Genomic DNA, 26607 nt, shown 5'->3' with positions numbered 1-26607 from the left:
TCTCGGAGGCGGGCGGCATACCCGGCAAGCGGTCCTTACGGCCGCTGGCAGGGGTGCTCACGGCCATGGCCGTGTCGCTGACCGGTACGCGGATCTCCGCCGTGGCACTGCCCTGGTTCGTCCTCGTCACGACCGGCAGCGCCACCCAGACCGGGCTGGTCGCCTTCTGCCAGATGACGCCCTATGTGGTGGTCAAGGCGTTCAGCGGGCCGCTGGTGGACCGGACCGGCCCCCGGGCCGTCTCCTGGACCACCGATCTGGCCAGCGCGACCGCCGCCGCCGCGATTCCCCTGCTCCACGCCCTGGACCTGCTCTCCTTTCCCCTTCTGCTGGTTCTGGTCGCGCTGATCGGCGCGGCCCGGGGCCCCGGCGACCTGGCCAAGGAGGTGATGGTCCCGGAGGCGGCCGAGCGCGGCCGGGTGCCGTTGGAGCGGGCCACCGGTCTGTCCGGCGCGATCGAGCGGCTCGCCTCCACCGTCGGCCTGGCGGTCGGCGGATCCCTGGTGGCGCTCCTCGGCCCCCTGACCGCACTCGCCGTCAACGCGGGCTGCTTCGTCCTCGGATCGGTGATCATCAGGCTCGCGCTGCCTCGCGGCACGGGGCACACGGCCGAGGACGCACCTTCGACGGACGGGAGGACGGAACCGGGTTACTGGCGTCGGTTCGGCGAGGGCTTCACCTTCCTGCGCCGCGAGCCGTTGCTGCTCACCGTCATCGTCATGGTCGGCATCACCAACCTGCTGGACGCGGCGATCACCTCGGTGCTCGTCCCCGTCTGGGCCAAGGAGTCCGGCAACGGACCGGCCGCGATCGGCCTGATGGGCGGCGTGATGGGGGCCGCGGGGGTCGGCGGAAGCCTGATCGCCGCGGCGGTCGCGCACCGGCTGCGGCGGCGGGTCGTGGTGCTCGTCGGGTTCCTGCTGGCCGGGGCGCCGAGGTTTCTGGTCCTCGCCTTCGACGCCCCGCTGGGGGCGGTCCTGGCCGTCTTCGCCCTCAGCGGGTTCGGGGCCGGGTTCGTCAACCCCGTGCTGGGGGCCGTCCTCGTCGAGCGGGTGCCGCGCCGGATGCTGGGCCGGGTCAACGCGCTCGGTGACTCGTTGGCCTGGTCCGGTATCCCGCTCGGCGGGCTGATCGCCGGAGCGGCGGTGACCGCCGTCGGGCTCGTGCCGGTGCTGCTCGTCTGCGGTGCCGCGTACTTCCTCACCACGAATCTGGCCGGTCTGCGCCCGGAGTGGCGCGGGATGGACCGCCCGGGGCCGTCGCGTGGTGGTGGATCGCCCCCGTCAGTTCGCCCAGCGGCCGCCCCGTCCCGCCCCAGCGGTGCTGGATGATCTCGGCGGCGATGGAGACCGCCGTCTCCTCCGGCGTACGGGCTCCGAGGTCGAGGCCCACGGGTGAGGCGAGGCGGGTCAGATGGGCCTCGTCCACTCCGGCCGTACGGAGCCGGGTGAGGCGGTCGTGGTGGGTGCGGCGGCTGCCCATGACGCCGATGTACGCGGCGGGGGTGCGCAACGCGGCGACCAGTAGCGGTACGTCGAACTTCGGGTCGTGGGTGAGGACGCAGATGACCGTACGGGCGTCGACCTCGGTCGCCTCCAGGTAGTCGTGCGGCCAGGCGCGGACGACCTCGTCGGCGGTGGGGAACCGCTCCCGGGTGGCGAAGGCGGCGCGGGCGTCGCAGACGGTGACCCGGTAGCCGAGGAAGGAGCCGATGCGGGCGGTGGCGGCCGCGTGGTCGATGGCGCCGAAGACGAGCATGCGGGGCGGCGGGGTGTGCGAACGGACGAAGACCGCGACCTCCGCCATCCGGCGCTGGCCGTGCGCCCCGTACCGCTGGATGCCGGTGAGGCCCTGTGCCAGCAGGCCCCGGGCGTCGTCCGTGACGGCCGCGTCCAGCCCTTCGCTGCCCAGGGTGCCGGTGGTGGGCCCGGCGCCGGAGGGCCGGACGACCAGGCGGGCCCCGGTCTCCACGCCCGCCCCGCCCTCCGCCGCCCCGGCCTCCGCCACGCCGGTCTCCGCCACGCCGGTCTCCGCCACGCCGGAGAGGACCGTGGCCTCGGCGACCGGCAGGTCCGCGGCGATCAGGTCGAGGACGGCGGCCAGTCCGGAGAGCTCGGCGGCGGTCGCGTAGGCGCGTACCAGGACCTCGATCGTGCCGCCGCACGTCAGCCCGACGCCGAACGCCTCGTCGTCGCTGATCCCGTAAGTCACCACGCGCGGCGCCGCCCCGGCGAGCACCTCGCGGGCGACCTCGTACACATCGCCCTCGACGCAGCCCCCGGAGACGCTGCCGAGCACGGTGCCCGGCCCGTCGACGGCCATCACCGCGCCCGGGTCGCGGGGCGCGCTGCCGTGCACGGCAACGACGGTCGCCAGGGCGAAGGGAGTACCGGCGGCGCAGCGGGCCTGGAGATCGGGCAGGATGTCGCGCACCCTGTCAGCATCCGCCGCCCGGTGGCGGGGCGCACGGGGAGCGGGTGCGTCAGTGGGTCGGGTGCGTCAGTGCGTACGGTCGTACGCGGCGATCAGCTCGCTGCACCGCTTCACATCGCCGGCCATCGCCACCAGGAGGTCGTCGATCGTGTCGAACTTCAGCATGCCGCGTACGTACGCGAGGAAGTCGACGGCCACGTGCAGCCCGTACAGGTCCAGGCCGACGCGGTCGATCGCGTACGCCTCCACCGTCCGCTCGGTGCCGTCGAACTGCGGGTTGGTGCCGACCGAGATGGCGGCGGGCATCGACTCGCCGTCCACCTCCAGCCAGCCCGCGTAGACACCGTCGGCGGGGATCGCGGTGTGCGGGAGGGTCTCCACGTTGGCCGTCGGGAAGCCCAGCTCGCGGCCGCGCTGGGCGCCGCGCACCACGATGCCCTCCACCCGGTGCGGGCGGCCGAGGATCTCGGCGGCCCCGGCGACATCGCCCTCGGAGACCAGGCGGCGGGTGAGGGTGGAGGAGAACGGCTGGCCGCCGCCCGCCGCACCGGTCACGAACAGGTCGATGACCTCGACGGTGTAGTCGTAGGTGGCGCCCAGCTCGGTCAGCAGCGCCACGTTCCCGGCGGCCTTGTGGCCGAAGCGGAAGTTGGGGCCCTCGATGACAGCCTTGGCGTGCAGCTTGTCGACGAGGACCTTGACGATGAAGTCGGCGGGCGACAGCTTCGAGAACTCGGCGGTGAACGGCAGGATCAGCACCGCGTCCACGCCGAGGTCCGCCATGAGCTCGGCCCGGCGGTGGTGCGGGGCGAGCAGCGGCGGGTGGCTGCCGGGGCGGACGACCTCGCTGGGGTGCGGGTCGAAGGTGACCACGACGGACGGAACGCCCAGCTCACGGGCGCGCTCGACGGCCCGGCCGATGATCAGCTGGTGTCCGCGGTGCACGCCGTCGTAGGAGCCGATGGTGACGACGCTGCGTCCCCAGTCCTGGGGGATGTCCTCCAAGCCACGCCAGCGCTGCACTGTGACCGCTCCTCGCCCGAACCTGTGTACGTGTGTATGTCGATTACGCAGGTCTAAGACTGCCATGCTCACGTCCCGCCGCCTGCATCGGCATCGGCATCGTCCGACGTGATGTCTCCAACGCCTCGACCGTCCGCCGGGCGCTGGGGCCCACCACCGCCGCCCACTCCTGCGGGGCGTCGGTGAGCCAGCGGATGACGAGGGCGGCGAATCCGGGCACGTCCCGGGCGAGTTCGACCAGGCGGCGGTCGAAGCGGGCGGCGCCCTCCGGGGTGCGGACGAGGAGCATGCCGGTGCGGTGGACGAGCGCGCGCGTACGGATCTCCGGGCGGGCCCCCGCGCCGCCCGCCGCGGCCTGGAGGAGGGCGTCCAGCACGTCCGGGTCACGCCCGGTGACCTGCTCGAACTCCAGCAGGACCTCCAGCAGCTCGGCCCGCAGCGGCCGGGAGGCGGTGGACCCGGCCCCGGCGAGCACCCGGGCCAGGGCGGCGCGGACCGGTGGCGGGGCGGGGCGGTCCCGGAGCAGCCCGGTGACCAGGGGGAGGAGCAGGGCGCGGGCGGCGGGGCCGTGTTCGAGGCGGAGGTCCACGTACTCGGCGGCGTGGGTGCCGTCGTCGGGGTGGGCGTCGATGTACTCGCGTACGAGCCCGGCGACGTGCAGCGCGAGCGCGGGCGTGTCGAGCCCGGCCAGGGCCCGCAGGACCTCGGCCGCGCCGTCGCCGGGGCGGGCCAGGCGGGCGCGGAGGGCGGCGAGGACCGGTTCGGGGTGAGCGGGGAAGACCTCGGCGAGCAGTTCCACGGGAAGCCGGGAGTCGCCGTACGCGAAGAGGCGGAGGGCCTGCGGGAGGTGGCGGCGGCGGGACTTCGGGTCCCGGACCAGGAGGGTGAGGGCGGCCGTGTGGAGGGCGGCGTCCTCGGGGCGGGTGAGCAGGATCTCGGCGGCGGACCTGAGCAGCGCCCGGTCCCCGTCGGCGGTGATCCGGGGCTGGAGGAGTCCGGCGTACCGGGCGGCGGCGGAGCGGCGGGCCGGGCGGTCCTCGTCCCGGGCCCAGCGCTCCACGGCCCGGCAGAGCGCGGTGGGCTCGTCCTCGGCGAGGGCGGCGAGCAGTTCCCCGGCCCGGGTGTGCGGGGTGGCGATCAGCGCGTCGGTGAGGCTGTCGAGGTCCAGGTCACGGCGGGCGTGGAGCAGGGCCTGCGCGGCGGCGGCCACGGTGGGGCGCGGCTCCATGTCCGGTGCGTCGGGGCCGCCGACCAGCAGCGGGCGCTCGTCGGTGAACCAGCGGCAGAGCAGCGGCTGGACGGTGGGGGCGTCGTAGCCGAGGCGGCGGGCCACGGCGTCCAGATACCGCTCGTCGCCGTCGGTGCGGGGCACCCCGTCGGCGGGGACCAGGCGGCGGAGGAGGTCGATCCGGTCCTCCTCGGGCAGCCGGAGCCGCCGCCAGAACCAGGGCCCGAACTCCCCGTACGCCCCCGAGCCCGCCGGTCCCCCGGTGGCGGCGGCCGAGCGGCGGGTGATGCGCCCGGCGAGGACGCGCAGGACACCCAGATACGGGCGGGCATCGGGCACCCGGAGCAGACTGCCCCCGAGAAGATGCGCGGCCCACCAGGCGGCGTCCTCGTCTCGGGGGCCTTCCTCGGCCCAGAGCCGGTCGAGCGCCTCGATCAGGTCGGCCATCCGGTGCGCGAGCGCGGCGGTGCCCTGACGGCGGCCGAGGAGCACCATCGCCTGGATCACCGGCCCGATCCGGTGCCGGGGCACGGGAAGGGAACGGGGCTCGTCGGCGGCGCGAGGTCCGTCGGTGGGGCGCGGCTCCCCGACGGCACGGGAACCCGGCACCCGCCCGGACCCGCTGCCCACCCCACGCGATACGCGTTCGGGCCTGCCGGGCGGAACACGCTCGGGGCCACCGCCCTGCACCCGCTCGGGCCTGCCCCGCCCCCGGTCCGGGCCGCCGGTCTCCCCGCGCGGCCCGGCACTCCCCCCGCGCGGCACCCGCTCCCGCCCCCCGCTCCCCCGGTGCCAGCGGTGCACCAGGGAGCGCAGCGCCGCGTCCAGGTCCAGATGGGCGCCCTGCACCCAGTCGCCCAGCTCCTCGTGGGCGAAGCGGTAACCGGCCCCGGCGGGGACGAGGAGCCCCTCCGTCAGCACGGCCGAGGCCCACCCCGTGCGCCAGGGGAAGATCTCCTCGAACGCCTCCCGGTCCAGCTCCCCCTGTCCCGGGCCCAGACAGCGCCGGGCCGCCTCATGGACCTGGCCCGCGACCCGGGCGGCCAGTCGGCGTACGGCGGTGCCCCGGGGCTGTTCACCGGCGGCGGCCGCGATCCGGACCGCGATGCGCACGCACATGAGGTCCAGGTGGGCGCCGAAGACGTCCTCGGTGTCGGGGCGGCCCGCAACGCCGGGCGGCAGGGCCTCGCGGACCTCGGCCAGCAGCCGCAGGGTGAGCGGGTGCCGGTCATGGCCGGGGGCGAGGGCGTTCGGCGGGATACCGAGGCGCTCCTTGGCCCGGTCGGCCTGGGCGGAGGTGAGGTCGGCCAGGCGCAGGGACGACGGCAGCCCCCGGGCGGGGCGGTGGGGGCGGTGCAGGGCGCCGGGCGGGTAGAGGGCCCCGGCGGTCTCCCAGTGCTCGGGGCGGCAGGCGACGACGAGCCGGACGCCGTGCTCCCGCAGCCAGATCGCGGTGTTCGCCGTCCATTCGGCGAGCCGGTGGGCCAGCAGCGGCGGCATCTCCTCGGGGCCGTCCAGGACCACGAGCAGCGGGTGGCCCGCTTCGGCGGCGAGGCGGGCGATGCGTTCCGCGGTGGCCGTGGCCATGTCACCGAGGGCCCCGGCCGCGGTGACGATCCGGGCCGAGCGGGTCAGCGTACGGTCCGCCGCGTCGGCGACCGAGGCGTCGTCGGCCAGCAGGTCGGCGCCGCGCAGCCAGAGGGTGGGGGCGGGCGCCTCGCCGTCGGCCCGGCGGGCGGCGAGGGCGGCGAGCTCGGTGGTGCGGCCGGTGCCGGGGGCGCCGACGAGGCCCAGGACCGTACCCGTACCGGCTTCGAAGGCGGCGAGCTCCGCGTGGATGTCGTCGCGCTCGACCGGCGCCGTGCGGGCTTCCGGCCCGTCCGCCGAGCCGACGGAGGTGGCGGTGAGCTGGAGGGCCCCGGCGAGGTTGAGGTCGGGGCCGTAGCCGGGTGCGGCGGTGCCGTTGCGCGCGAGGAGGGCGTCCAGGGCCGCGTCGGCGCCGCGCGGAACGGGGAGGGCGAGCCCGGCGGACTCGTACGGGGTGGTGAGGGCGGTGCACAGGAGGCCGAGGACCGCGCCCGTGGCCGGGTCCGTGACCGGTCCCCCGATCGCCGCGCCGCCGGAGCGCAGGGCGTCGCGCCCGTCGGTGCCGAGGGCCAGCTCCAGGGCGGCCGGGACAGGGTGGCTGCCGTCCGGGGCGGTGTAGGTGGCGGGGGCGGTGCCGAGGACCCGGGCCTCGCGGCGGCCGTGGGCGGCGATCCCGACGTAACTGCCGGGCTCGATCCGGTCCCGTACGGCGATGGGCAGCGGCTCCACACCGAGGGCCTCGGGACCTGGCGTACGCAGGAGAGCGAGGCCGAGGGCGGGGAGCGCGGTGATGGCATCGGGGCCGACGGAACAGGTGCGGCCGTCGGTGCCGTGGAGGAGGAGCGGGCCCGGGGCCGCGGTGGCCTGGTGGGCGGTGACGACCGTGCCCCGGTCGTCCGCGACGAATCCCGTCCCCCGCGGCCGGCCGGCCTGATCACAGATTCTTACCAGCGTCGACCGGTCCCCACTGCCCATGGTCCGACGTTAGGCCGCCGGTGATCGCAGGAAGTAGCGCGGACGGGGAAAGCGCCCCCCGCGCCCCCGGTATTCACTCCGAGCGCCCGTCCAATGGGGTGAATAGGCGTGTCCCGGCGGAGCAGAGATGGTCCCGGGGGTGGGGGATGTGGAGCGGGCACCGGATGGGGGGTGGGTGCCCGCTCCGCACATCACGGCAATAGCCGGACATCACAGGGAACAGCCGGGTCAGGCGAAGACGGCGAGGCTCTTGGCCTTGCCCTTCTCCTCCTCCACCAGCACGAGGAACGTCCCGTCCGGCCCGAAGACCGCGACCGGCCCCGGCGGGTGGGCGGGCATGTCCAGCCGTACGCCGTTGAGGAGCAGCTTGGCGCGCTTCTCGTCGACGTCCCAGCGGGGGAAGGCGGAGGCGGCCGCGTCGGCGACCGGCATCACCGTCAGCTCCTCCTGGTGCTGGTCGAGCGTCCGGGCCGCGTCCAGTCCGTACGGGCCGACCCGGGTGCGGCGCAGCGCGGTCAGATGGCCGCCGACGCCGAGTCCGGCGCCGAGGTCGCGGGCGAGGGCGCGGATGTACGTACCCGAGGAGCAGACGACGGAGACGACCAGGTCCAGGACGGGGGTGCCGTCGTCGGCGACGGCCTCGCGGACGTCGTAGACGCGGAAGGAGGAGACGGTCACCGGGCGGGCCGGGATCTCGAACTCCTCGCCACCGCGCACCCGCGCGTAGGACCGCTTGCCGTCGATCTTGATGGCGCTGACCTTGGACGGGACCTGCATGATCGGGCCGGTCAGGGCCGCCACTCCGGCGTCGATGCCCTCGCGGGTGACGCCGGAGGCGTCGGTGGACGAGGTGATCTCGCCCTCGGCGTCATCGGTGACGGTGTCCTGGCCGAGCCGGATGGTGCCCAGGTACTCCTTCTCCGTCAGCGCGAGGTGGCCCAGCAGTTTGGTGGCCCGCTGGACGCCGAGCACGAGGACTCCGGTGGCCATCGGGTCGAGGGTTCCGGCATGGCCGACGCGGCGGGTGCGGGCGATGCCCCGCATCTTGGCCACGACGTCGTGCGAAGTGAAGCCGGACGGCTTGTCGACGATGACAAGGCCGTCCGGCGTGGTGGTCTGCTCGGTCATGCGGAGGTCGGGCCCTCGTTCTTCTCGGAGGGGCCGTCGGACTCGTCCTCGTCCTCGGGCTTGCGGTACGGGTCGGCGTCCCCGGCGTACTTCGCGCCCGTGGACACCTCGCGCACCTCGGCGTCCTTGGCTCGCGCCTTGTCGAGGAGGTCCTCGATGGTGCGGGCGTTGTCCGGGAGGGCGTCCGGGACGAAGGCCAGGCTCGGCGTGAACCGGACCCCGGTCTGCCGGCCGACCTCGGAGCGGAGGACGCCCTTGGCGCTCTCCAGCGCCGCGGCGGAGGCCGCGCGCTCCTCGTCGTCGCCGTAGACCGTGTAGAAGACCGTGGCCTCCCGCAGGTCGCCGGTGACGCGGGCGTCCGTGATCGTCACGAATCCCAGCCGCGGATCCTTGATTCGCCGGTCCAGGGTCTCCGCGACCACGACCTGGATGCGATCGGCCAGCTTGCGGGCCCGCGCGTTGTCGGTCACCGGTCCGTCACTCTTCCTTCTGATTTCGCTTGCGTGTCAGTCTTCGTCACTGTGCAGCCGCCGTCTCACCGACAGCAGCTCCACCTCGGGGCGGGCGGCCACCAGCCGCTCGCACCGGTCCAGCACGTCCGTCAGGTGTCCGGTGTCACCGGAGACCACGGCGAGGCCGATCTCGGCCCTGCGGTGGAGATCCTGCCCGCCGGTCTCCGCCGCACTCACCGCGTACTTGCGCTGGAGTTCGGCGACGATCGGACGGACGACGGAGCGTTTCTCCTTCAACGACCGTACGTCGCCGAGGAGCAGATCGAAGGACAGGGTCCCCACATACATGTGTGTCCGGATGTCCCGCCGGTTCGGGTTCGTGCCCCGCCAGAGCTTGGCGGGGACATCAGAACCGTACCGGAACGGCCGGGGCCGATCGACGGAAATACGACCCGTCGACCGGCCCCGACCGTGGTGGCCGGGCTCCGGGGGCGAACCCCCGGAACCCGATCAGATCTTCGCGGATCAGCCTCGCGGCTTCTCGCGCATCTCGTACGTCGCGATGACGTCGTCGATCTTGATGTCGTTGAAGTTCCCGAGGTTGATACCGCCCTCGAAGCCTTCGCGGATCTCGGTGACGTCGTCCTTGAAGCGGCGCAGACCGGAGATGTTGAGGTTCTCCGCGATGACCTTGCCATCGCGCAGCAGGCGCGCCTTGGTGTTGCGCTTGACCTCGCCGGAGCGGACCAGCACACCGGCGATGTTGCCCAGCTTGGACGAGCGGAAGATCTCGCGGATCTCCGCCGTACCGAGCTCGACCTCTTCGTACTCCGGCTTGAGCATGCCCTTGAGGGCCGCTTCGATCTCTTCGATCGCCTGGTAGATGACCGAGTAGTACCGGACGTCCACGCCTTCGCGCTCGGCCATCTGCTGCGCACGCCCCGCGGCGCGCACGTTGAAGCCGATCACGATGGCGTCGGAGCCGGTCGCCAGGTCGATGTCCGACTCGGTGACCGCACCCACACCGCGGTGCAGGACCCGGATGTCGACCTCTTCGCCGACGTCGAGCTGGAGCAGCGAGGACTCGAGAGCCTCCACCGAACCGGACGCGTCGCCCTTGATGATGAGGTTGAGCTCCTGGACCAGACCGGCCTTGAGCGCCTCGTCCAGGTTCTCCAGGGAGAACCGGACACCCTTGCGGGCGAAGTTGGCGTTGCGCTCACGGGCGGCACGCTTCTCGGCGATCTGACGGGCCGTACGGTCCTCGTCGACGACCAGGAAGTTGTCGCCGGCGCCCGGGACGTTGGTGAGACCGAGCACGAGGACGGGGGTCGAGGGACCCGCCTCCTCCACGTTCTGACCGTTGTCGTCGAGCATGGCGCGCACCCGGCCGTAGGCGTCGCCCACGACCATCGTGTCGCCGATGCGCAGCGTTCCGCGCTGGACCAGGACGGTCGAGACGGCACCGCGACCGCGGTCGAGGTGGGACTCGATCGCAATACCCTGCGCGTCCTGGTCGGGGTTGGCCCGCAGGTCGAGCGAGGCGTCGGCGGTGAGGACGACGGCCTCCAGGAGCGCCTCGATGTTGAGGCCCTGCTTGGCGGAGATGTCGACGAACATCGTGTCGCCGCCGTACTCCTCGGCCACCAGACCGAACTCGGTGAGCTGACCGCGCACCTTGGTCGGGTCGGCACCCTCGACGTCGATCTTGTTGACCGCGACCACGATCGGCACCTCGGCCGCCTTGGCGTGGTTCAGCGCCTCGATCGTCTGGGGCATCACACCGTCGTTGGCCGCCACCACGAGGATCGCGATGTCGGTCGACTTCGCACCACGGGCACGCATGGCGGTGAACGCCTCGTGACCCGGGGTGTCGATGAAGGTGATCTTGCGGTCCTCGCCGTTGACCTCGGAGGAGACCTGGTAGGCACCGATGTGCTGGGTGATGCCACCGGCCTCGCCCGCGACCACGTTGGTCTTGCGGATCGCGTCCAGGAGCCGGGTCTTACCGTGGTCGACGTGACCCATGACGGTCACGACCGGCGGACGGGAGACCAGGGCCTCTTCGCCGCCCTCGTCCTCGCCGAACTCGATGTCGAAGGACTCCAGCAGCTCGCGGTCCTCCTCCTCGGGGCTGACGATCTCCAGGACGTAGTTCATCTCGTCCGCGAGCAGCCGCAGCGTCTCGTCGGAGACGGACTGCGTCGCCGTGACCATCTCGCCGAGGTTCATCATCACGGCGACGAGCGACGCCGGGTTGGCGTTGATCTTCTCCGCGAAGTCGGTGAGCGAGGCACCGCGCGACAGCCGGACGGCCTGTCCGTTGCCGCGAGGCAGCATCACGCCGCCGACGGACGGGGCCTGCATGGCCTCGTACTCCTGGCGCCTCTGCCGCTTCGACTTGCGGCCACGACGCGCCGGACCGCCGGGACGGCCGAACGCACCCTGCGTGCCACCACGGCCGCCGGGACCACCCGGACGACCGCCGAAGCCGGGACGGCCGCCGAAGCCGCCGCCACCACCGGGACGACCGGCACCGCCGCCGCCACCGCCGGGACCGGCCGGACGGCCTGCGAAGCCGCCGCCACCGCCACCGGGACGACCGGCGAACCCGCCGCCACCGCCGCCGGGACGACCGGCACCGCCGCCACCGGGGCGACCGCCGCCGGCACCGGGACCACGGCCACCGCCGGGGCCACCACCGGGACGCGGGCCCGCAGCGGGACGCTGCGGCATCATGCCGGGGTTCGGACGGTTACCGGCGGGACCGCCGCCGGGACGCGGGGACTGCGGGCGGGGCATGCCGCCCGGAGTGGGACGGGCACCGCCCGGAGCCTGACCGCCCTGGGGGCGCGGGGCGCCACCGGGGCCGCCCTGGGGACGCGGGGCGCCGGGGCGCTCCGAGCCGCCACCGGGGCGCGGGGCACCGCCGGGACGGGGCGCCGAGGGGCGCGCCATGCCGGTGGAACCGCCGGAGGTGAAGGGGTTGTTGCCCGGACGGGGACCGGCCGGACGGGCGCCGCCGGGGCGCGGTGCGCCCTGGCCCGCGGGACGTGCGGGGCGGTCGCCGCCGCGCTCGCCACCACGGCCGCCGTCACGCTGGCCGCCATCGCGCTGACCACCGTCACGGGCGCCGTCACGCTGACCGGCCGGGGCCGGACGGGCGGGGCGGGGACCCGGGGTGGCACCTGCGGGACGCGGGGCCTGGGGCTGCTGGGGGGCGGCCGGCTGGGCCGGAGCCGGAGCCGAGAACTCGGCGGCCGGGACCGGGGTCACCGGGGCCGCCTTCGGCGCGGGCTTCGGGCCCGGACGGGGGCCCGCCGACGGCGCGGAGGGCGCCGCGGGGGTGCTGGTCTCCGGGGCCTCGGCAGCGGCCGGCTTGGGGGCCGGTGCGCCGGGCTTCGGGGCAGCGGGACGTGCCGCAGCGGCCGGGGAGGGCGCTGCGGGCTTTGCGGGCGTCGCCTTACGGGGCGCGCCCGGCTTGGCAGCGGACTTGCCGGCGTTGCCGCCGGGCCCCTGCAGTGCGTCGGTCAACTTGCGTACAACCGGCGCCTCGATCGTCGAGGACGCCGAACGGACGAATTCACCGAGTTCTTGGAGCTTGGCCATGACGACCTTGCTCTCGACGCCGAACTCCTTGGCGAGTTCGTATACCCGGACCTTAGCCACTTCGCTCCTTTTAGGTCCGGGTTACCGCCGGACCGTCGCTACTTCATGGGCGTACTCATCGCGTACTCATCGAGTGCTCATCGCAATCTCGACCTACTTCCAACTCGCGAGGTACCTGACCGCACGGGGTCCCGTGCCGTTCACTTTCTTACGGTGTCGCCCACTCGACGAACCGCGTGAGTGCCGCGGTGTCGAACGGCCCCTTGGCCTTGAAGGCCCGGGGGAACGCCCGGCGGCGGACCGCCAGGTCGAGACAGACAGAGGTGGGGTGCACATAAGCACCCCGGCCGGGCAGCGTACCGCGTGGATCAGGGGCGCAAGCGCCCTCGTCCACCACGATGCGCAGCAGCTCGCTCTTGGCCACTCGCTCCCGGCATCCCACACAGGTTCGCTCGGGGCAAGCGCGGGCTTGCGTCCGGCCAGACACGTTTAAGTCTACCTCCCCGCACCGACCTCACCCCTTTGGGGCAAAAATCGAACGGATGTTGTCGTGATCTCAGCGTCGTACGGCCAAGATCTATTCCCTGGAGCGGCTCCGGGTCAACGCCTTTCCGAGCGCTCCCGGGCCCGCTCGGCCCGCTCGCGGTCGGCGTTCTCGCGCTCCTCGTCCGTCTCGGTGTCGGGACGGATGTCGATGCGCCAGCCGGTGAGACGGGCGGCGAGGCGGGCGTTCTGGCCCTCCTTGCCGATCGCCAGCGACAGCTGGTAGTCCGGCACGGTGACCCGGGCGGAGCGGGCGCCGAGATCGACGACCTCGACCTTGCTCACCCGGGCGGGTGAGAGCGCGTTGGCGACCATCTCGGCCGGGTCGTCCGACCAGTCCACGATGTCGATCTTCTCGCCGTGCAGCTCGGCCATGACGTTGCGCACCCGGCCGCCCATCGGGCCGATGCAGGCGCCCTTGGCGTTGAGGCCCGAACGGGTGGAGCGGACCGCGATCTTGGTGCGGTGACCGGCCTCGCGGGCGATGGCCTCGATGACCACGGAGCCGTCCGCGATCTCGGGGACCTCCAGCGCGAAGAGCTTCTTCACCAGGTTCGGGTGGGTGCGCGAGAGCGTCACGGAGGGACCGCGCACGCCCTTGGCGACCCGTACGACATACGTACGAAGGCGCAGACCGTGGGTGTACTCCTCGCCCGGCACCTGCTCCTGGACCGGCAGCATGGCCTCCATCTTGCCGATGTCGACCAGGACGTTCTTGGGGTCCTTGCCCTGCTGGACGACGCCGGTGACGACATCGCCCTCGTGGCCCGCGTACTCCCCGAAGGTGCGGTCGTCCTCGGCGTCGCGCAGCCGCTGCAGGATGACCTGCTTGGCGGTGGTCGCGGCGATCCGGCCGAACCCGGAGGGGGTGTCGTCGAACTCCTTGGGCTCCTGGCCCTCTTCGAGGTCGGCCGGGTCCTCCTTGGCCCACACGGTGACGTGGCCGTTCTCGTCGAGCTTCACGCGCGCCCGGCGGTGGCTGCCGTCGGTGCGGTGGTACGCGATGAGGAGCGCCGACTCGATCGCCGCGACGAGCACGTCGAAGGGGATCTCCTTGTCCTGCGCCAAGCCCTTCAAAAGCTTCACATCGATGTCCACGGCTACGCCTCCTCTTCCTTCTTGTCCTTGCGGTTGAATTCGATCTCCACGCGCGCCTTGGTGATCTCGTCGAAGGCGAGGCGGCGGGACGTGGGCTTGCGGCCCTTGACGCCGGGCACTTCGAGGTCGAGCCCGTCCTCGTCGACGGCGAGGATGCGGGCGACCAGCTCACCGGAGCCGTCGGCGGCGAGGTGGAACCTGGCCAGCCGGCCGGTGGCGCGTACGTAGTGGCGGTGCTCGGTCAGCGGGCGGTCCGCGCCGGGGGAGCTGACTTCGAGGACGTACTCGCCCTCGCCCATCACATCGGTCTCGTCCAGCTTCTGGGAGATCGCGCGGCTCAGCTCGGCGCAGGTGTCCAGCTCCACGCCCTCCTCGGAGTCCACGATGACCCGCAGCACTCCACGTCGGCCGGCCCGGGACACCTCGATCTCCTCAAGGTCCAGCTGCTGCGCGCTGACGAGCGGTTCCAGCAACCCGCGCAGCCTCTCGCTCTGGGTGGTGCTCATCCGGGTGACTCCTCGGCCGCGTGTGCTGTTGTGGGGATCGTCGTGTGTCAGGTCAAAGGGTATCCGGTCGCCAGGGGTGTTGCCGTCCGCCTGCCCTGTCGCCGCGGGTACGCTCGCCTGCGGTGATCACTTCTGGACAGATCCTGTCAGGATCGGTCCCGGCCCGAAGGAGAAACGTGCGGCGCACGGGGACGACCCGCAGGGGGGCGCTCACCGCGACGGGGGCTCTCGCACTGGGTGCGGTGCTGACCGGCTGCGGGGACGACGACACGCGTACGGGCCGGAACGGCCCCGTACGCACCGAGGCCGAAGCCGTCCGGGCCGAGAAGAAGCTGCGCACAGCGGCGGCGCACACCGCCGCCCTGACGCTCGCCCACTACGACCTGGCCGCCGAGGCCCACCCCGCCCTCACGGAGGGCCTGGCGCCCCTGCGAGCGGCCGTACGGGAGCACACCGAGGCGCTGGCGGCGGGCGGCGGGAAGGTGACCGTCTCGGCCGCGCCCGGTCCCGTCTCCGCCGACGCGCAGGCCGCGGTGAAGGAGCTGGCCGCCGCCGAGCGCCGCAGGGCCGACGCCCACGCCGAGGCCCTGCTCACCGCGGAACCGGAGCTGGCCCGGCTGCTGGCGTCGGTGGCCGCCGCGGCGGCGGCACACGCGTACCTGCTGACCGAGCTGGCCAAGGAGACCCCGTGATGCCCCTTCGCTCCGAGGACGAGACCCCGTCCCCCGCTCTCACCGCCACCCAGGCCGCGCTGGCCGCCGAGCACGCGGCGGTCTACGCGTACGGGGTGCTCGGCGGCCGGGTCGCCGGGAAGCGGCGCACCGAGGCGAGCGCGGCGTACGACGGGCACCGCGCGCGCCGGGACGCGCTCATGCGCACCGTGCGTGACCTGGGCGGTGCACCGGTCGCCTCGGACGCCGCGTACGCTCTGCCCTTCGCGGTTACCGACACCGCGTCGGCACTGCGCCTCGCCGCCGTCCTGGAGGACCGGGTGGCGGGCGTCTACTCCGATCTCGTACGGGCCACCGAAGGGCCCGCGCGCGCCGACGCGGCGGGCGCACTGCGGGAGGCCGCCGTGCGGGCGGCCCGGTGGCGGGGCGGCAACGTAGTGTTTCCGGGGCTCGCCGAGCGGGCCACGAGCGCCGATCCGGCCGCGACGACGGGCCCGGTGGAGGCTGCGGGAGCCGACGGCACGGACTGACCGAGGGACCGGAAAGGGAACAACGGACGTATGGGTTTCGAACCGCCGCAGCGCCTGGTGCGCGCGCTCGGCGAGATGTACGGGGACACCGAGGCGGCCGACTGGCTCGACCGGCTCCCCACGCTCACCGAACGGGCCATCGACGCCGCCGGGCCGGATCTCGCCGTGGAGCGGGTGGCCGCCCCCGGCGGACGCAGCGCCCTGGTGCTCCTGGCCCGGCGGGCCGACGGGACCCCGGCCGCGCTGAAGATCGCCCCGCCGCTCGCCGAACCGGAGCAGGAGCGGGCGGCGCTGGCGCACTGGAACGGCTGGGGCGCGGTGAAGCTGCTGGATGCGCCTGATCGCGATGTGGCCGATGCATCCGGTGTGGCCGACGCCGCCGATGCATCCGGTGTGGCCGACGCGTCCGGGGCCCTGCTGCTGGAGCGGCTGCACCACGAGGTGTCGCTGCGTTCGCTGCCGGAGGCCAAGGCGCTCCTGGAGGCGGCGGGCACGGTCCGGCGGCTGTGGGTGGAGCCGCCCGCCGGCCACCCCTTCGAGACCGTGGCCGAGCGGACCGGGCGGCAGACGGAGGGGATGCGGGCGGCGGCCGAGGCCGATCCGGAGCTTGCGCCGCTGGTGGAGGCGGCCCTCGCGGCCCGTACGGAACTGGTGGCGGGCGCCCCCGAACTCCTGCTCCTGCACGGCAACTTCCGGCAGAGCAAGGTCCTCTCCGGCGAGCGCGCCCCGTGGCTGACGGTGGGGCCCGAGCCGCTGGTGGGCGAGCGCGCCTACGACCTGGCACGGCTGGTGCGGGACCGGGTGGAGGATCTGATCGCCTCCCCCGGCGGCCCGGTGACGGCCCGACGGCGGGTCAAGAAACTGGCCGAGTCGCTGGAGGTGGAACAGGCCCGGCTGCACGGCTGGACGCTGTTCCGGGCGGTCGAGTCAGGCACCCGCGCGCTGGCCGAGGGGCGGCGGCAGATGGGCGAGGTCAACCTGGAGTTCGCGGGCTGGCTGTAACGGTTCGTCGTACGTACCCGTACGTACGGGAAGGGCCCCCGCGCACGGTGCGCGGGGGCCCTCCTCGTAGGCGGTGTGCGTGATGTACGCGATCAGGCCAGGTCGGCCTTCGTACGGGATCAGGCCAGATCGGCCGTCAGGCGGGCGATCGCCTCGTCGACGGTCAGCTCCTCGCGCTCGCCGGTACGGCGGTCCTTCAGCTCCAGGACGCCATCGGCGGAGCGGCGGCCGGCGACCAGGATCTTCGGCACGCCGATCAGCTCGGAGTCGGTGAACTTCACGCCGGGCGAGACGCCGGGGCGGTCGTCGACCAGGACCCGCAGGCCCGCCGCGTTGAGCTTCTCCGAGACGTCGAGGGCCAGCTCGGTCTGGAGGGCCTTGCCCGCGGCGACGACATGGACGTCGGCCGGGGCGATCTCGCGGGGCCAGCACAGGCCCTTGTCGTCGGCGGCCTGCTCGGCGAGGGCGGCCACCGCGCGGGAGACGCCGATGCCGTACGAGCCCATCGTGACGCGGACCGGCTTGCCCTGCTGGCCCAGCACGTCGAGCTGGAAGGTGTCGGCGTACTTGCGGCCGAGCTGGAAGATGTGGCCGATCTCGATGGCGCGGTCCAGGGTGAGGCCGGTGCCGCAGCTGGGGCAGGGGTCGCCCTCCTCGACCACGACGACGTCCACGTACTGGTCGACCTCGAAGTCACGGCCCGCGACGACGTTCTTCGCGTGCTTGCCCTCCTGGTTGGCGCCGGTGATCCAGGCGGTGCCGGGGGCGACACGGGGGTCGGCCAGATAGCGGACCTTCTCCAGGCCCTGGGGGCCGACATAGCCGCGTACGAGGTCGTCGCGGCCGACGAAGTCCTCGGCGGTGACCAGCTCGACGACGGCGGGAGCCAGGTGTTCGCCCAGCTTGCCGAGGTCGACCTCGCGGTGGCCCGGGACGCCGACGGCCACGATCTCGCCGTCCACCTTGACCAGCAGGTTCTTCAGGGTGGCCGAGGCGGGGACGCCCAGATACTCGGCGAGGGTCTCGATGGTCGGGGTGTCGGGGGTGTCCAGCTCCTCGACCGCGCCGTGCGCCGAGCCGTCGACCGGGGCGAGCGCGAAGGTCACGGCCTCGGTGTTGGCGGCGTAGTCGCAGTTCGGACAGTCGGCGAAGGTGTCCTCACCGGCGGCGGCGGGGGCCAGGAACTCCTCGGATGCGGAGCCGCCCATCGCGCCGGAGACGGCGGAGACGACGCGGTGGTCCAGGCCGATGCGCTCGAAGATCTTGATGTACGCGGCCCGGTGCAGGGCGTAGGAGTGCGCGAGGCCCTCGTCGGTGGTGTCGAAGCTGTACGAGTCCTTCATCAGGAACTCGCGGCCGCGGAGGACGCCGGAGCGGGGGCGGGCCTCGTCGCGGTACTTCGTCTGGATCTGGTAGAGCATCACCGGCAGGTCCTTGTAGGACGTGCACTGGTCCTTGACGGTCTGCGTGAAGATCTCCTCGTGGGTCGGGCCGAGGAGGTAGTCGCCGCCCTTGCGGTCCTGGAGGCGGAAGAGCAGGTCGCCGTACTCCTCCCAGCGGCCGGACGCCTCGTAGGGCTCCTTGGGCAGCAGGGCGGGCAGCAGCACCTCCTGGGCGCCGATGGCGTCCATCTCCTCGCGGACCACGGTGGAGATGTTGTCCAGGACCTTCTTGCCGAGCGGCAGCCAGGACCAGATACCGGCCGCGTTGCGGCGCACGTATCCGGCGCGGACCAGCAGCTTGTGGCTGAGCGTCTCGGCGTCCGCCGGGTCGTCGCGCAGTGTCTTGATCATCAATCGGGACATGCGCTGGACCTGGGCCATGGTGAACTCCTGCTCGCAAGGGTGGTGAGCCCGAGGTTAACCGGGCGGTGCGGGCAGGCGGAAATCCATTCAGTCGCCGCGCAGCAGCGGGAGGGGGGCGCCCATCACGGCGTACGGCAGCGGGGCGCTGGGGAAGACCACCTGGCGGGCCAGGTCGCGGTAGCCGAGGGCACGGTACAGGGCGCGGGCCGGGCTGTCCTTGTCGATCGCGGAGAGGATCGACCGGGGGTGCGGGACGGCGTCGGTGATGGTGGTGATCAGGGTGCGGCCGATGCCGTGCTGCTGGTGGTCGGGGTGGACGTGGAGCTCGGTGATGACGAAGGAGTCGTCGAGCCAGCCGTCGGAGCCGGTGGCCCGGAGGTAGGGCTCGACGACGGTGGACCACCAGTGGGCGCGGTCGTTGGGCAGCCCGTAGACGAATCCGGCCAGCCGCCCCTGGGGGGTGAGGGCACCGAGGGCGCGGGCCCCGGGGTTGTCCAGGTGTCTGAGGACGATGTGGCGGCGTACGTCGATCTCGTCCTGGCTGAGCCCGAAGGCGGCGGCCTGGACGTGGAGGGCTTCGTCGACGCGTGCGGCCAGGTCGATCGGACCGACCTCGATGCCGGGGTCTGCGGGGCCGTTCCCGGCGTCTGCTGGTGCCATGCGGGAACCCTACTGGCCGGGGCGGGCGGGCCGGAACGTACGGAGGCCGGGAAGCACCTCCGTACAGGCTGTCCAGAAGAAGCACCCACGCACAGGCTGTCCAGAAGAAGCACCCACGCACAGGCTGTTCAGAAGAAGCCCCCGTGCAGGCTGTTCAGAACAGCACGCTCATGAAGGTGCCCGTCTCGCGGAAGCCGACGCGGCGGTAGGCCTTGCGGGCGGGGGTGTTGTAGTCGTTCACGTACAGGCTGACGACGGGGGCGACATCGGCCAGGGCGTAGCGCAGGACGGCGGCCATGCCGGTCTCGGAGAGGCCCTTGCCGCGGTGTTCGGGGGCGACCCAGACGCCCTGGATCTGGCAGGCCTGGGTGGTGGCGGCGCCGATCTCGGCCTTGAAGACGACCTTGCCGTCGTCGATCCGGGCGAAGGAGCGGCCGGAGCCGATGAGTTCGGCGACCCGGGCCTGGTAGAGGAGGCCGCCGTCCCCGGCCAGCGGGGAGATGCCGACCTCCTCGGTGAACATCGCCACGCAGGCCGGCATCAGGACCTCGGTCTCGTCCTTGCGGATGCGGCGGACGAGCGGGTCGGGGGTGATGTCGGCGGAGGGGCTCTCGGTGACCATGAGGGGCTGGTTGGCGCGGACCTCGCGGGCGGGGCCCCAGCCCGGTTCGAGGAGCCGCCAGAGCAGGGCGGTGGGTTCGGCGGGGCCGACGATGGAGGAGCAGCGGCGGCCGGCCCGGCGGGCCCGGTCGGCGAAGGCGCGTACGGCTTCGGGCCCGGCGCAGATGGGGACCAGGTTGGCACCGGCGTAACAGAGGGAGCGGAGCCTGCCGTCGGCGTACCAGCCCCACATCTCGCCGCCGAGGCGCCAGGGGTCGAGCCCCGCGACCTGCACGCGGGACGTCACAAAAGCGTTGGCCACGGGCTCGCTCTCCAGGATGGCGAGCGCTGCGCCGAGGTCGCTGGGTTCGAGGACCCGGGTGGTGGTCTGCGTCAACACGAGGGGGCCTCACCATGCGGTCTGCTGATTTCCGCACTGTACCCAACAAGGCTGGAGAACGCTGCCCGGGTCCGGGAGCGGGCTCCTGGGGGCGCCCCGGATACGCCACCGCCCCGCCGGGCGCGAGGCTCGGCGGGGCGGTGACGACGCGGTGACGACCGGGAAGGGCCCAGGTCAGGCGCCGATGGAGACCTGGGGCTCGCCGGACGGGATGCCGTCCTTCTCCATCTGCTCGGCGATCTTCAGGGCTTCCTCGATGAGGGTCTCGACGATCTTCGACTCGGGCACGGTCTTGATGACCTCGCCCTTGACGAAGATCTGGCCCTTGCCGTTGCCGGAGGCGACGCCGAGGTCGGCCTCGCGGGCCTCGCCGGGGCCGTTGACGACGCATCCCATGACCGCGACGCGCAGCGGGACCTCCATGCCCTCCAGACCGGCGCTGACCTGGTCGGCGAGCTTGTAGACGTCGACCTGGGCGCGGCCGCAGGAGGGGCAGGAGACGATCTCCAGGCGGCGCTGCTTGAGGTTGAGCGCCTCCAGGATCTGGAGGCCCACCTTGACCTCCTCGGCGGGCGGGGCCGAGAGGGAGACGCGGATGGTGTCGCCGATGCCCTCGGAGAGCAGGGCGCCGAACGCGACGGCCGACTTGATCGTGCCCTGGAACGCCGGTCCGGCCTCGGTGACGCCGAGGTGGAGCGGGTAGTCGCTCTGGGCGGCGAGCTGGCGGTAGGCGTTGACCATGACGACCGGGTCGTTGTGCTTGACCGAGATCTTGATGTCGCCGAAGCCGTGCTCCTCGAAGAGGGACGCCTCCCACAGGGCCGACTCGACGAGGGCCTCGGGGGTGGCCTTGCCGTACTTCTTCAGGAGCCGCGCGTCCAGGGAGCCTGCGTTGACGCCGATCCGGATCGGGGTGCCGGTCTCGCCTGCCGCCTTCGCGATCTCCTTGACCTTGTCGTCGAACTGCTTGATGTTGCCGGGGTTCACCCGGACCGCCGCGCAGCCCGCGTCGATCGCGGCGAAGACGTACTTCGGCTGGAAGTGGATGTCGGCGATCACCGGGATCTGGGACTTCCGGGCGATCGTGGCGAGGGCGTCGGCGTCGTCCTGGGTCGGACAGGCGACCCGGACGATCTGGCAGCCGGACGCCGTCAGCTCGGCGATCTGCTGGAGTGTGGCACCGATGTCCGACGTACGTGTCGTCGTCATCGACTGCACGGAAACGGGCGCGTCACCGCCGACCGCGACCGAGCCGACCTGGATCTGTCGGCTGACCCTACGGTCGGCGAGCTTGGTCGGAACGGCCGGCATTCCGAGAGAAATCGCAGTCATGCGCTGTGCATCCCCAAGGTGTGGATCAAGGTCCCGATGTCGGCGGGCTCCGGGCTTCGAGGTTACGGCACCGGGGCCGGGAGAGCCGCACCGTATGGACAAGTCCATCCCAAGGTGACCGACCGGACACTACGGGTGTGCCCGGTGGTCACTTCCGGGACGGATGGGACGGCCCCTTGCAGGCGGCCCCTTGCCGAGGCTCAGCTGATCTTGACCGGATTCACGATGTCGGCCACCAGGACCAGCAGCGTGAAGCAGATGAAGAGTCCGGCGACCACATAGGCGACCGGCATCAGCTTGGCCACGTCGAACGGGCCCGGGTCGGGGCGCCGGAAGACCTTGGCCAGATTGCGCCGCAGCGACTCCCAGAGCGCGCCCGCGATGTGCCCCCCGTCCAGTGGGAGCAACGGCAGCATGTTGAACAGGAACAGCGACAGGTTGAACCCCGCGAGCAGGAACAGCATCATCGCGACCTGGTTCTGCGCCGGGATGTCGAGGTTCATCACCTCGCCGCCGATCCGGGCCGCGCCCACCACACCGACCGGCGAGTCGTCGGCGCGCTGGCCGTCGCTGAACGCCGCGTTCCACAGGTCGGGGATCTTGGAGGGCAGCGCGATGATCGCGTCGACGCCGTTCTCGATCATGTCGCCCATGCGCACGACGGAGTCGCCGAAGGAGAGCGGCACGATCTCGGTCTGGGCGGCGAAGCCGAGGTAGCCCGCCTTGATGTACTGGTCGGGGATGACGTCGCCCCGGGCGTCCTTCTTCGCGACGGCGTTCTCGCGCAGGACGGCGTTGAGGGTCACTTCCTGGCCGCCGCGCTCGACGGTGATGATGGCGGGGCCGATGGTCTTGCGGATGCGCTCCGAGAGCGTGGCCCAGTCATCGACCTTCTGCCCGTCGAAGGCGACGATCTTGTCGCCTTCCTTCAGGCCCGCGGCCTTGGCCGGGGAGACCGGGTCGGTGGCCTTGCAGGTGTCGCGCTTGTCGCTCTGCGAGATCACGCACTGCTGGACACCGGCGACCTCGGTGGTCTGCGTCTGGAATCCGAAGGTCATCGCGACGCCCATGAAGATGGCGACCGCGAGGATCAGGTTCATGAAGGGCCCGGCGAACATCACGATGACGCGCTTCCACGGCTTGCGCGTGTAGAACAGCCGCTTCTCGTCGCCGGGTTCGAGCTCCTCGTACGCGGCGGAGCGGGCGTCCTCGATCATGCCGCGCCACGGGGAGGTGGAGCGGGCTTCGAGGCGGCCGTCGGCGCCGGGCGGGAACATCCCGATCATGCGGATGTAGCCACCGGCCGGGATGGCCTTGATGCCGTACTCGGTGTCGCCCTTCTGCTTCGACCAGAGCGTCGGGCCGAATCCGACCATGTACTGCGGGACCCGGATGCCGAACATCTTGGCCGTGGAGAGGTGGCCCAGCTCGTGCCAGGCGATGGAGAACAGCAGGCCCACGACGAAGACGGCGATCCCCAGGACCGTCAGCAGGATCGAGGTCAGACTCATGCGCGCGCCTCCGCTGTCGCTTTCGCCGAGAGTTCCCGGGCCCGTGCGCGGGCCCAGGTTTCCGCTTCGAGGACGTCCGCGACGCTGAGCGGGGTTCCCTGGGCGGGGGTGCCGTGTTCGGACACCACAGCGGTGACCGTATCCATGATTCCGTTGAAGGGCAGCTGTCCGGCGAGGAAGGCGTCGACGCACTCCTCGTTGGCCGCGTTGAAGACGGCGGGTGCCGTGGAGCCGAGCGTACCGACGTGCCGGGCGAGGCCGACGGACGGGAAGGCCTCGGTGTCCAGCGGGAAGAACTCCCAGGTGGAGGCCTTGGACCAGTCGAAGGCGGGGGCCGCGTCCGGGACCCGCTCGGGCCAGCCGAGGCCGATGGCGATGGGTCCGCGCATATCGGGCGGGGTGGCCTGGGCGAGGGTGGAGCCGTCGGTGAACTCGACCATGGAGTGCACGTAGGACTGGGGGTGGACGACGACCTCGATGCGGTCGAAGGGGATGTCGTAGAGGAGGTGCGCCTCGATGACCTCAAGACCCTTGTTGACCAGCGTCGCGGAGTTGATCGTGATGACCGGCCCCATCGCCCAGGTGGGGTGGGAGAGTGCCTGCTCCCGGGTGACGTCGGCCAGTTCCTCGCGTGTACGGCCCCGGAAGGGCCCGCCGGAGGCGGTGACGACGAGCTTGCGGACGTCGGCGCGTTTGCCTGCCGCAAGCGCCTGGAAGAGCGCGGCGTGCTCGGAGTCGACCGGGATGATCTGGCCGGGGGCGGCGAGCGCCTTCACCAGCGGCCCGCCGACGATCAGCGACTCCTTGTTGGCGAGGGCGAGCGTACGGCCCGCCTTCAGCGCGGCCAAGGTCGGGGCGAGCCCGATGGAGCCGGTGATCCCGTTGAGCACGGTGTGGCAGTCGCTCGCGGCGAGGGTGGCCGCCGCGTCGGGTCCGGCGAGGAGTTCGGGGAGCGGCTCCCCGGCCCCGTACCGCTCACGCAGCGCCTCGCGCAGTCCTCCGACCGCGCCGGGGTCGGCGACGGCGACCGTGTTCACCCGCAGGAGGTGGGCCTGCTCGGCAAGCAGGGCGACCCGGCCGCCGGCGGCCGAGAGCGCGGTGACCCGGAAACGGTCGGGGTTGCGCAGGACCAGGTCGATGGCCTGGGTGCCGATGGACCCGGTGGAGCCGAGGATCACGAGATCCCGGCGGCCGTCCGCGGTGTCGAAGAGAAGATGCGGATCGGCGAGGGGGGCGGGGCTGTCGCTCATGCCCCCATTGTTGCCGCTCCGGCTGTGTGCGTGGACAGCGCGTCCCGGTGGGGCGGGGTTTCGGTGGGGAGGGGGGCGCGCCGGTCGTACGGTCGCGCCCCCTTGTAGTGGGTTACGGTCCGCTTGTAGTGGGTTACGGTCCGCCGGGCTCGGCGCACGGACTGCCGTCGGTCACGGCCTCGGGATCGGCGCACGAACTTTCGTCGGCTACGGGTTCCGGCTCAGCGGACCGGGCGGTGCTGGTTCTCCTCGGCCGAGGGACCGGGGGTGGCATCCGCGATCCAGGGGCCGTCGCCGCTGGGGTCGATGACGCCCTCCTCCAGCCAGGTGTACGTACCGGAGAGCACGCCCTCCACCACGCGCCGGTCCAGGTCGTCGGTGTTGGACCACAGCCGCCCGAACAGCTCCTCCACCCGGATACGGGCCTGCTCGCAGAAGGCATCCGCAAGCTGGTACGCCTCCCGGCCGTGCTCCCCGGCGCCCCGCAGATGCTCGGCGCGGACGCAGGCGGCACTCATCGCGAAGAGTTCGGCGCCGATGTCGACGATCCGGCCGAGGAACCCCTGTTTGGTCTCCATCCGCCCCTGCCAGCGGGACATGGCGTAGAAGGTGGACCGGGCGAGCTTGCGCGAGGAGCGCTCGACGTACCGGAGGTGCCCGGAGAGGTCACGGTGGCCGGACGGGCTGAACTCACCGTACGTACGAGGAAGCTGCCCGGCCCCGGTGACGAGCTGGGGCAGCCAACGGGCGTAGAACGCGGCGGCGTTGGCCCCGGCCTTGGCCTTGTCGGCGAGCGCCTTCTCCGGATCGATGATGTCCCCGGCGACCTTGAGGTGGGCGTCGACGGCCTCGCGGGCGATCAGCAGGTGCATGATCTCGGTGGAGCCCTCGAAGATCCGGTTGATCCGCATGTCGCGGAGCATCTGCTCGGCCGGGACGGCCCGCTCCCCCCGGGCGGCGAGCGACTCGGCGGTCTCGAAGCCGCGCCCGCCACGGATCTGGACCAGCTCGTCGGCGATCAGCCAGCCCATCTCGGAGCCGTACAGCTTGGCGAGGGCGGCCTCGATCCGGATGTCGTTGCGGTCCTCGTCGGCCATCTGCGAGGAGAGGTCGACGATCGCCTCCAGGGCGAAGGTGGTGGCCGCGATGAAGGAGATCTTCGCGCCGACCGCCTCGTGCTTAGCGACGGGCCGCCCCCACTGCTCCCGTACGGCGGACCATTCACGGGCGATCTTCAGGCACCATTTCCCGGCCCCGACACACATGGCGGGCAGCGAGAGGCGCCCGGTGTTGAGGGTGGTCAGGGCGATCTTCAGCCCGGCACCTTCGGGCCCGATGCGGTTGGCGGCCGGGACCCGGACCTGGTGGAAGCGGGTGACGCCGTTCTCGATGCCGCGGAGCCCCATGAAGGCGTTGCGGTGCTCCACGGTGACACCGGGTGCGTCGGCCTCGACGACGAAGGCGGTGATGCCGCCGGGGTGCCCCTCGGAGGCGGGAACGCGGGCCATGACGACCAGCAGATCGGCGACGACCCCATTCGTCGTCCAGAGCTTGACCCCATCCAGCAGATAATCATTCCCGTCGGGTACGGCGGTGGTGGCGAGGCGGGCGGGGTCGGAGCCGACGTCGGGCTCGGTCAGCAGGAACGCGGAGATGTCGGTGGTGGCCAGCCGGGGCAGGAAGGCGTCCTTCTGCTCCTGGGTGCCGAAAATCTTCAGCGGCTGCGGTACGCCGATCGACTGATGCGCCGAGAGCAGCGCCCCGATGGCGGGGCTCGCGGAGCCGACGAGGGCGAGCGCCTTGTTGTAGTACACCTGGGTGAGCCCGAGACCCCCGTACTTGGTCTCGATCTTCATCCCGAGCGCCCCGAGCTCCTTGAGCCCGTTGACCACCTCGTCGGGGATCTTGGCCTCGCGCTCGATCCGCGCACTGTCGACGTGCGCCTCGCAGAAGGCCCGCAGCCGAGCCAGGAACTCCTCACCGCGCCGGATGTCGTCGGGCGGCGGCAGGGGGTGCGGATGGATCAGGTCGAGCCGGAACCGCCCGAGGAACAGCTCCTTGGCGAAGCTGGGCTTGCGCCAGTCCTGCTCCCGGGCGGCCTCGGCGACGCGTCGCGCCTCACGCTCGGTGACCTTGGGCGCTTGGGGGACCTGGGGTGTGTTGTGTGGTGCGGACATGGGGACCTCACCTCGCCGCGCATCACCAGGACGGAGGGCCACCTGGGCACACGGACTGCTAGTCGCTGCCTACTGATCCGTATGTAA

The 26607-nt window shown here is 72.5% G+C and carries 20 protein-coding genes and 1 pseudogene; 4 read left to right on the top strand and 17 right to left on the bottom strand.

Annotation, left to right across the window (positions count from 1 at the left end; genetic code table 11):
• Positions 1 to 65: 65 nt before the first annotated feature.
• Positions 66 to 1301 (top strand): annotated as a pseudogene (locus tag ACFW9Z_RS14255) (MFS transporter); the annotation flags it as partial.
• Here ACFW9Z_RS14255 and ACFW9Z_RS14250 read toward each other — a convergent pair.
• The 10 genes from ACFW9Z_RS14250 to rimP form a co-directional block, all read right to left on the bottom strand.
• Positions 1201 to 2433, bottom strand: coding sequence for an XdhC family protein (locus ACFW9Z_RS14250; RefSeq protein ID WP_384639348.1), 1233 nt, complete (start codon positions 2431 to 2433; stop codon positions 1201 to 1203). The pseudogene ACFW9Z_RS14255 and the gene ACFW9Z_RS14250 sit on opposite strands and share 101 nt — an antisense overlap.
• Before the next feature lie 66 nt (positions 2434 to 2499).
• Complete coding sequence (locus tag ACFW9Z_RS14245; protein ID WP_384639345.1) at positions 2500 to 3456, bottom strand: bifunctional riboflavin kinase/FAD synthetase; 957 nt, start codon at positions 3454 to 3456, stop codon at positions 2500 to 2502.
• 43 nt (positions 3457 to 3499) lie between these two features.
• Positions 3500 to 7246: a serine protease gene (locus ACFW9Z_RS14240; protein WP_384639342.1), complete on the bottom strand. Its 3747-nt coding sequence runs from the start codon at positions 7244 to 7246 to the stop codon at positions 3500 to 3502.
• A gap of 228 nt (positions 7247 to 7474) precedes the next feature.
• Positions 7475 to 8374 carry a tRNA pseudouridine(55) synthase TruB gene (gene truB / locus ACFW9Z_RS14235; RefSeq protein ID WP_384639339.1) on the bottom strand — a complete coding sequence of 300 codons (900 nt, stop codon included), beginning with the start codon at positions 8372 to 8374 and terminating at the stop codon, positions 7475 to 7477.
• A complete protein-coding gene (gene rbfA, locus ACFW9Z_RS14230) occupies positions 8371 to 8844 on the bottom strand; it encodes a 30S ribosome-binding factor RbfA (protein ID WP_384639337.1) in 474 nt (157 codons plus the stop codon). Before rbfA ends, truB begins: the two co-directional genes overlap by 4 nt.
• Positions 8845 to 8880: 36 nt before the next feature.
• A complete protein-coding gene (locus tag ACFW9Z_RS14225) occupies positions 8881 to 9174 on the bottom strand; it encodes a DUF503 domain-containing protein (protein ID WP_015611818.1) in 294 nt (97 codons plus the stop codon).
• A 177-nt stretch (positions 9175 to 9351) separates the two neighbouring features.
• Positions 9352 to 12495, bottom strand: coding sequence for a translation initiation factor IF-2 (infB, locus tag ACFW9Z_RS14220; RefSeq protein ID WP_384639333.1), 3144 nt, complete (start codon positions 12493 to 12495; stop codon positions 9352 to 9354).
• Positions 12496 to 12643: 148 nt separating this feature from the next.
• Positions 12644 to 12922, bottom strand: coding sequence for a YlxR family protein (locus tag ACFW9Z_RS14215; protein ID WP_384639330.1), 279 nt, complete (start codon positions 12920 to 12922; stop codon positions 12644 to 12646).
• A 113-nt stretch (positions 12923 to 13035) separates the two neighbouring features.
• The gene (gene nusA / locus ACFW9Z_RS14210) at positions 13036 to 14076 is read right to left on the bottom strand and encodes a transcription termination factor NusA (protein WP_384639328.1); all 1041 of its coding nucleotides are present in this window, start codon (positions 14074 to 14076) and stop codon (positions 13036 to 13038) included.
• Positions 14077 to 14078: 2 nt separating this feature from the next.
• The gene (gene rimP / locus ACFW9Z_RS14205; RefSeq protein ID WP_384639325.1) at positions 14079 to 14582 is read right to left on the bottom strand and encodes a ribosome maturation factor RimP; all 504 of its coding nucleotides are present in this window, start codon (positions 14580 to 14582) and stop codon (positions 14079 to 14081) included.
• Positions 14583 to 14758: 176 nt separating this feature from the next.
• On the opposite strand from rimP, the gene ACFW9Z_RS14200 reads away from it, so the two are divergent.
• Genes ACFW9Z_RS14200 through ACFW9Z_RS14190 form a run of 3 tightly spaced genes read left to right on the top strand, consistent with a single transcriptional unit; the run spans position 14759 to position 16785 of the window.
• Entirely contained in the window at positions 14759 to 15274 is a 516-nt protein-coding gene (locus ACFW9Z_RS14200; RefSeq protein WP_384639322.1) for a hypothetical protein, read from the top strand.
• On the top strand, positions 15274 to 15783 hold the full coding sequence (locus tag ACFW9Z_RS14195) for a ferritin-like domain-containing protein (protein WP_384639320.1): 510 nt from the start codon (positions 15274 to 15276) through the stop codon (positions 15781 to 15783). The genes ACFW9Z_RS14200 and ACFW9Z_RS14195 overlap by 1 nt, the downstream gene beginning before the upstream one ends.
• Before the next feature lie 30 nt (positions 15784 to 15813).
• Positions 15814 to 16785: an aminoglycoside phosphotransferase family protein gene (locus tag ACFW9Z_RS14190; protein WP_384639317.1), complete on the top strand. Its 972-nt coding sequence runs from the start codon at positions 15814 to 15816 to the stop codon at positions 16783 to 16785.
• A gap of 119 nt (positions 16786 to 16904) precedes the next feature.
• On the opposite strand, the gene ACFW9Z_RS14185 is transcribed toward ACFW9Z_RS14190, so the two are convergent.
• From ACFW9Z_RS14185 to ACFW9Z_RS14155, 7 genes are all read right to left on the bottom strand, one after another.
• Positions 16905 to 18608: a proline--tRNA ligase gene (locus ACFW9Z_RS14185; protein WP_384639315.1), complete on the bottom strand. Its 1704-nt coding sequence runs from the start codon at positions 18606 to 18608 to the stop codon at positions 16905 to 16907.
• Between the two features lie 69 nt (positions 18609 to 18677).
• The gene (locus ACFW9Z_RS14180; RefSeq protein ID WP_384639312.1) at positions 18678 to 19250 is read right to left on the bottom strand and encodes a GNAT family N-acetyltransferase; all 573 of its coding nucleotides are present in this window, start codon (positions 19248 to 19250) and stop codon (positions 18678 to 18680) included.
• A gap of 154 nt (positions 19251 to 19404) precedes the next feature.
• Positions 19405 to 20247 carry a GNAT family N-acetyltransferase gene (locus ACFW9Z_RS14175; RefSeq protein ID WP_384639475.1) on the bottom strand — a complete coding sequence of 281 codons (843 nt, stop codon included), beginning with the start codon at positions 20245 to 20247 and terminating at the stop codon, positions 19405 to 19407.
• A gap of 177 nt (positions 20248 to 20424) precedes the next feature.
• Entirely contained in the window at positions 20425 to 21582 is a 1158-nt protein-coding gene (ispG, locus tag ACFW9Z_RS14170) for a flavodoxin-dependent (E)-4-hydroxy-3-methylbut-2-enyl-diphosphate synthase (protein WP_384639310.1), read from the bottom strand.
• Between the two features lie 200 nt (positions 21583 to 21782).
• A complete protein-coding gene (locus ACFW9Z_RS14165; protein WP_384639307.1) occupies positions 21783 to 23093 on the bottom strand; it encodes a M50 family metallopeptidase in 1311 nt (436 codons plus the stop codon).
• Positions 23090 to 24343: a 1-deoxy-D-xylulose-5-phosphate reductoisomerase gene (dxr, locus tag ACFW9Z_RS14160; protein ID WP_384639304.1), complete on the bottom strand. Its 1254-nt coding sequence runs from the start codon at positions 24341 to 24343 to the stop codon at positions 23090 to 23092. Before dxr ends, ACFW9Z_RS14165 begins: the two co-directional genes overlap by 4 nt.
• Before the next feature lie 221 nt (positions 24344 to 24564).
• Complete coding sequence (locus ACFW9Z_RS14155; protein ID WP_384639301.1) at positions 24565 to 26520, bottom strand: acyl-CoA dehydrogenase family protein; 1956 nt, start codon at positions 26518 to 26520, stop codon at positions 24565 to 24567.
• Positions 26521 to 26607 lie beyond the last annotated feature (87 nt).

The sequence above is a fragment of the Streptomyces sp. NPDC059452 genome (assembly GCF_042750035.1).
Taxonomy (GTDB): domain Bacteria; phylum Actinomycetota; class Actinomycetes; order Streptomycetales; family Streptomycetaceae; genus Streptomyces.
Note: the sequence above shows the minus strand (reverse complement) of the source record. Positions and strands in the feature narration are given on the sequence as shown.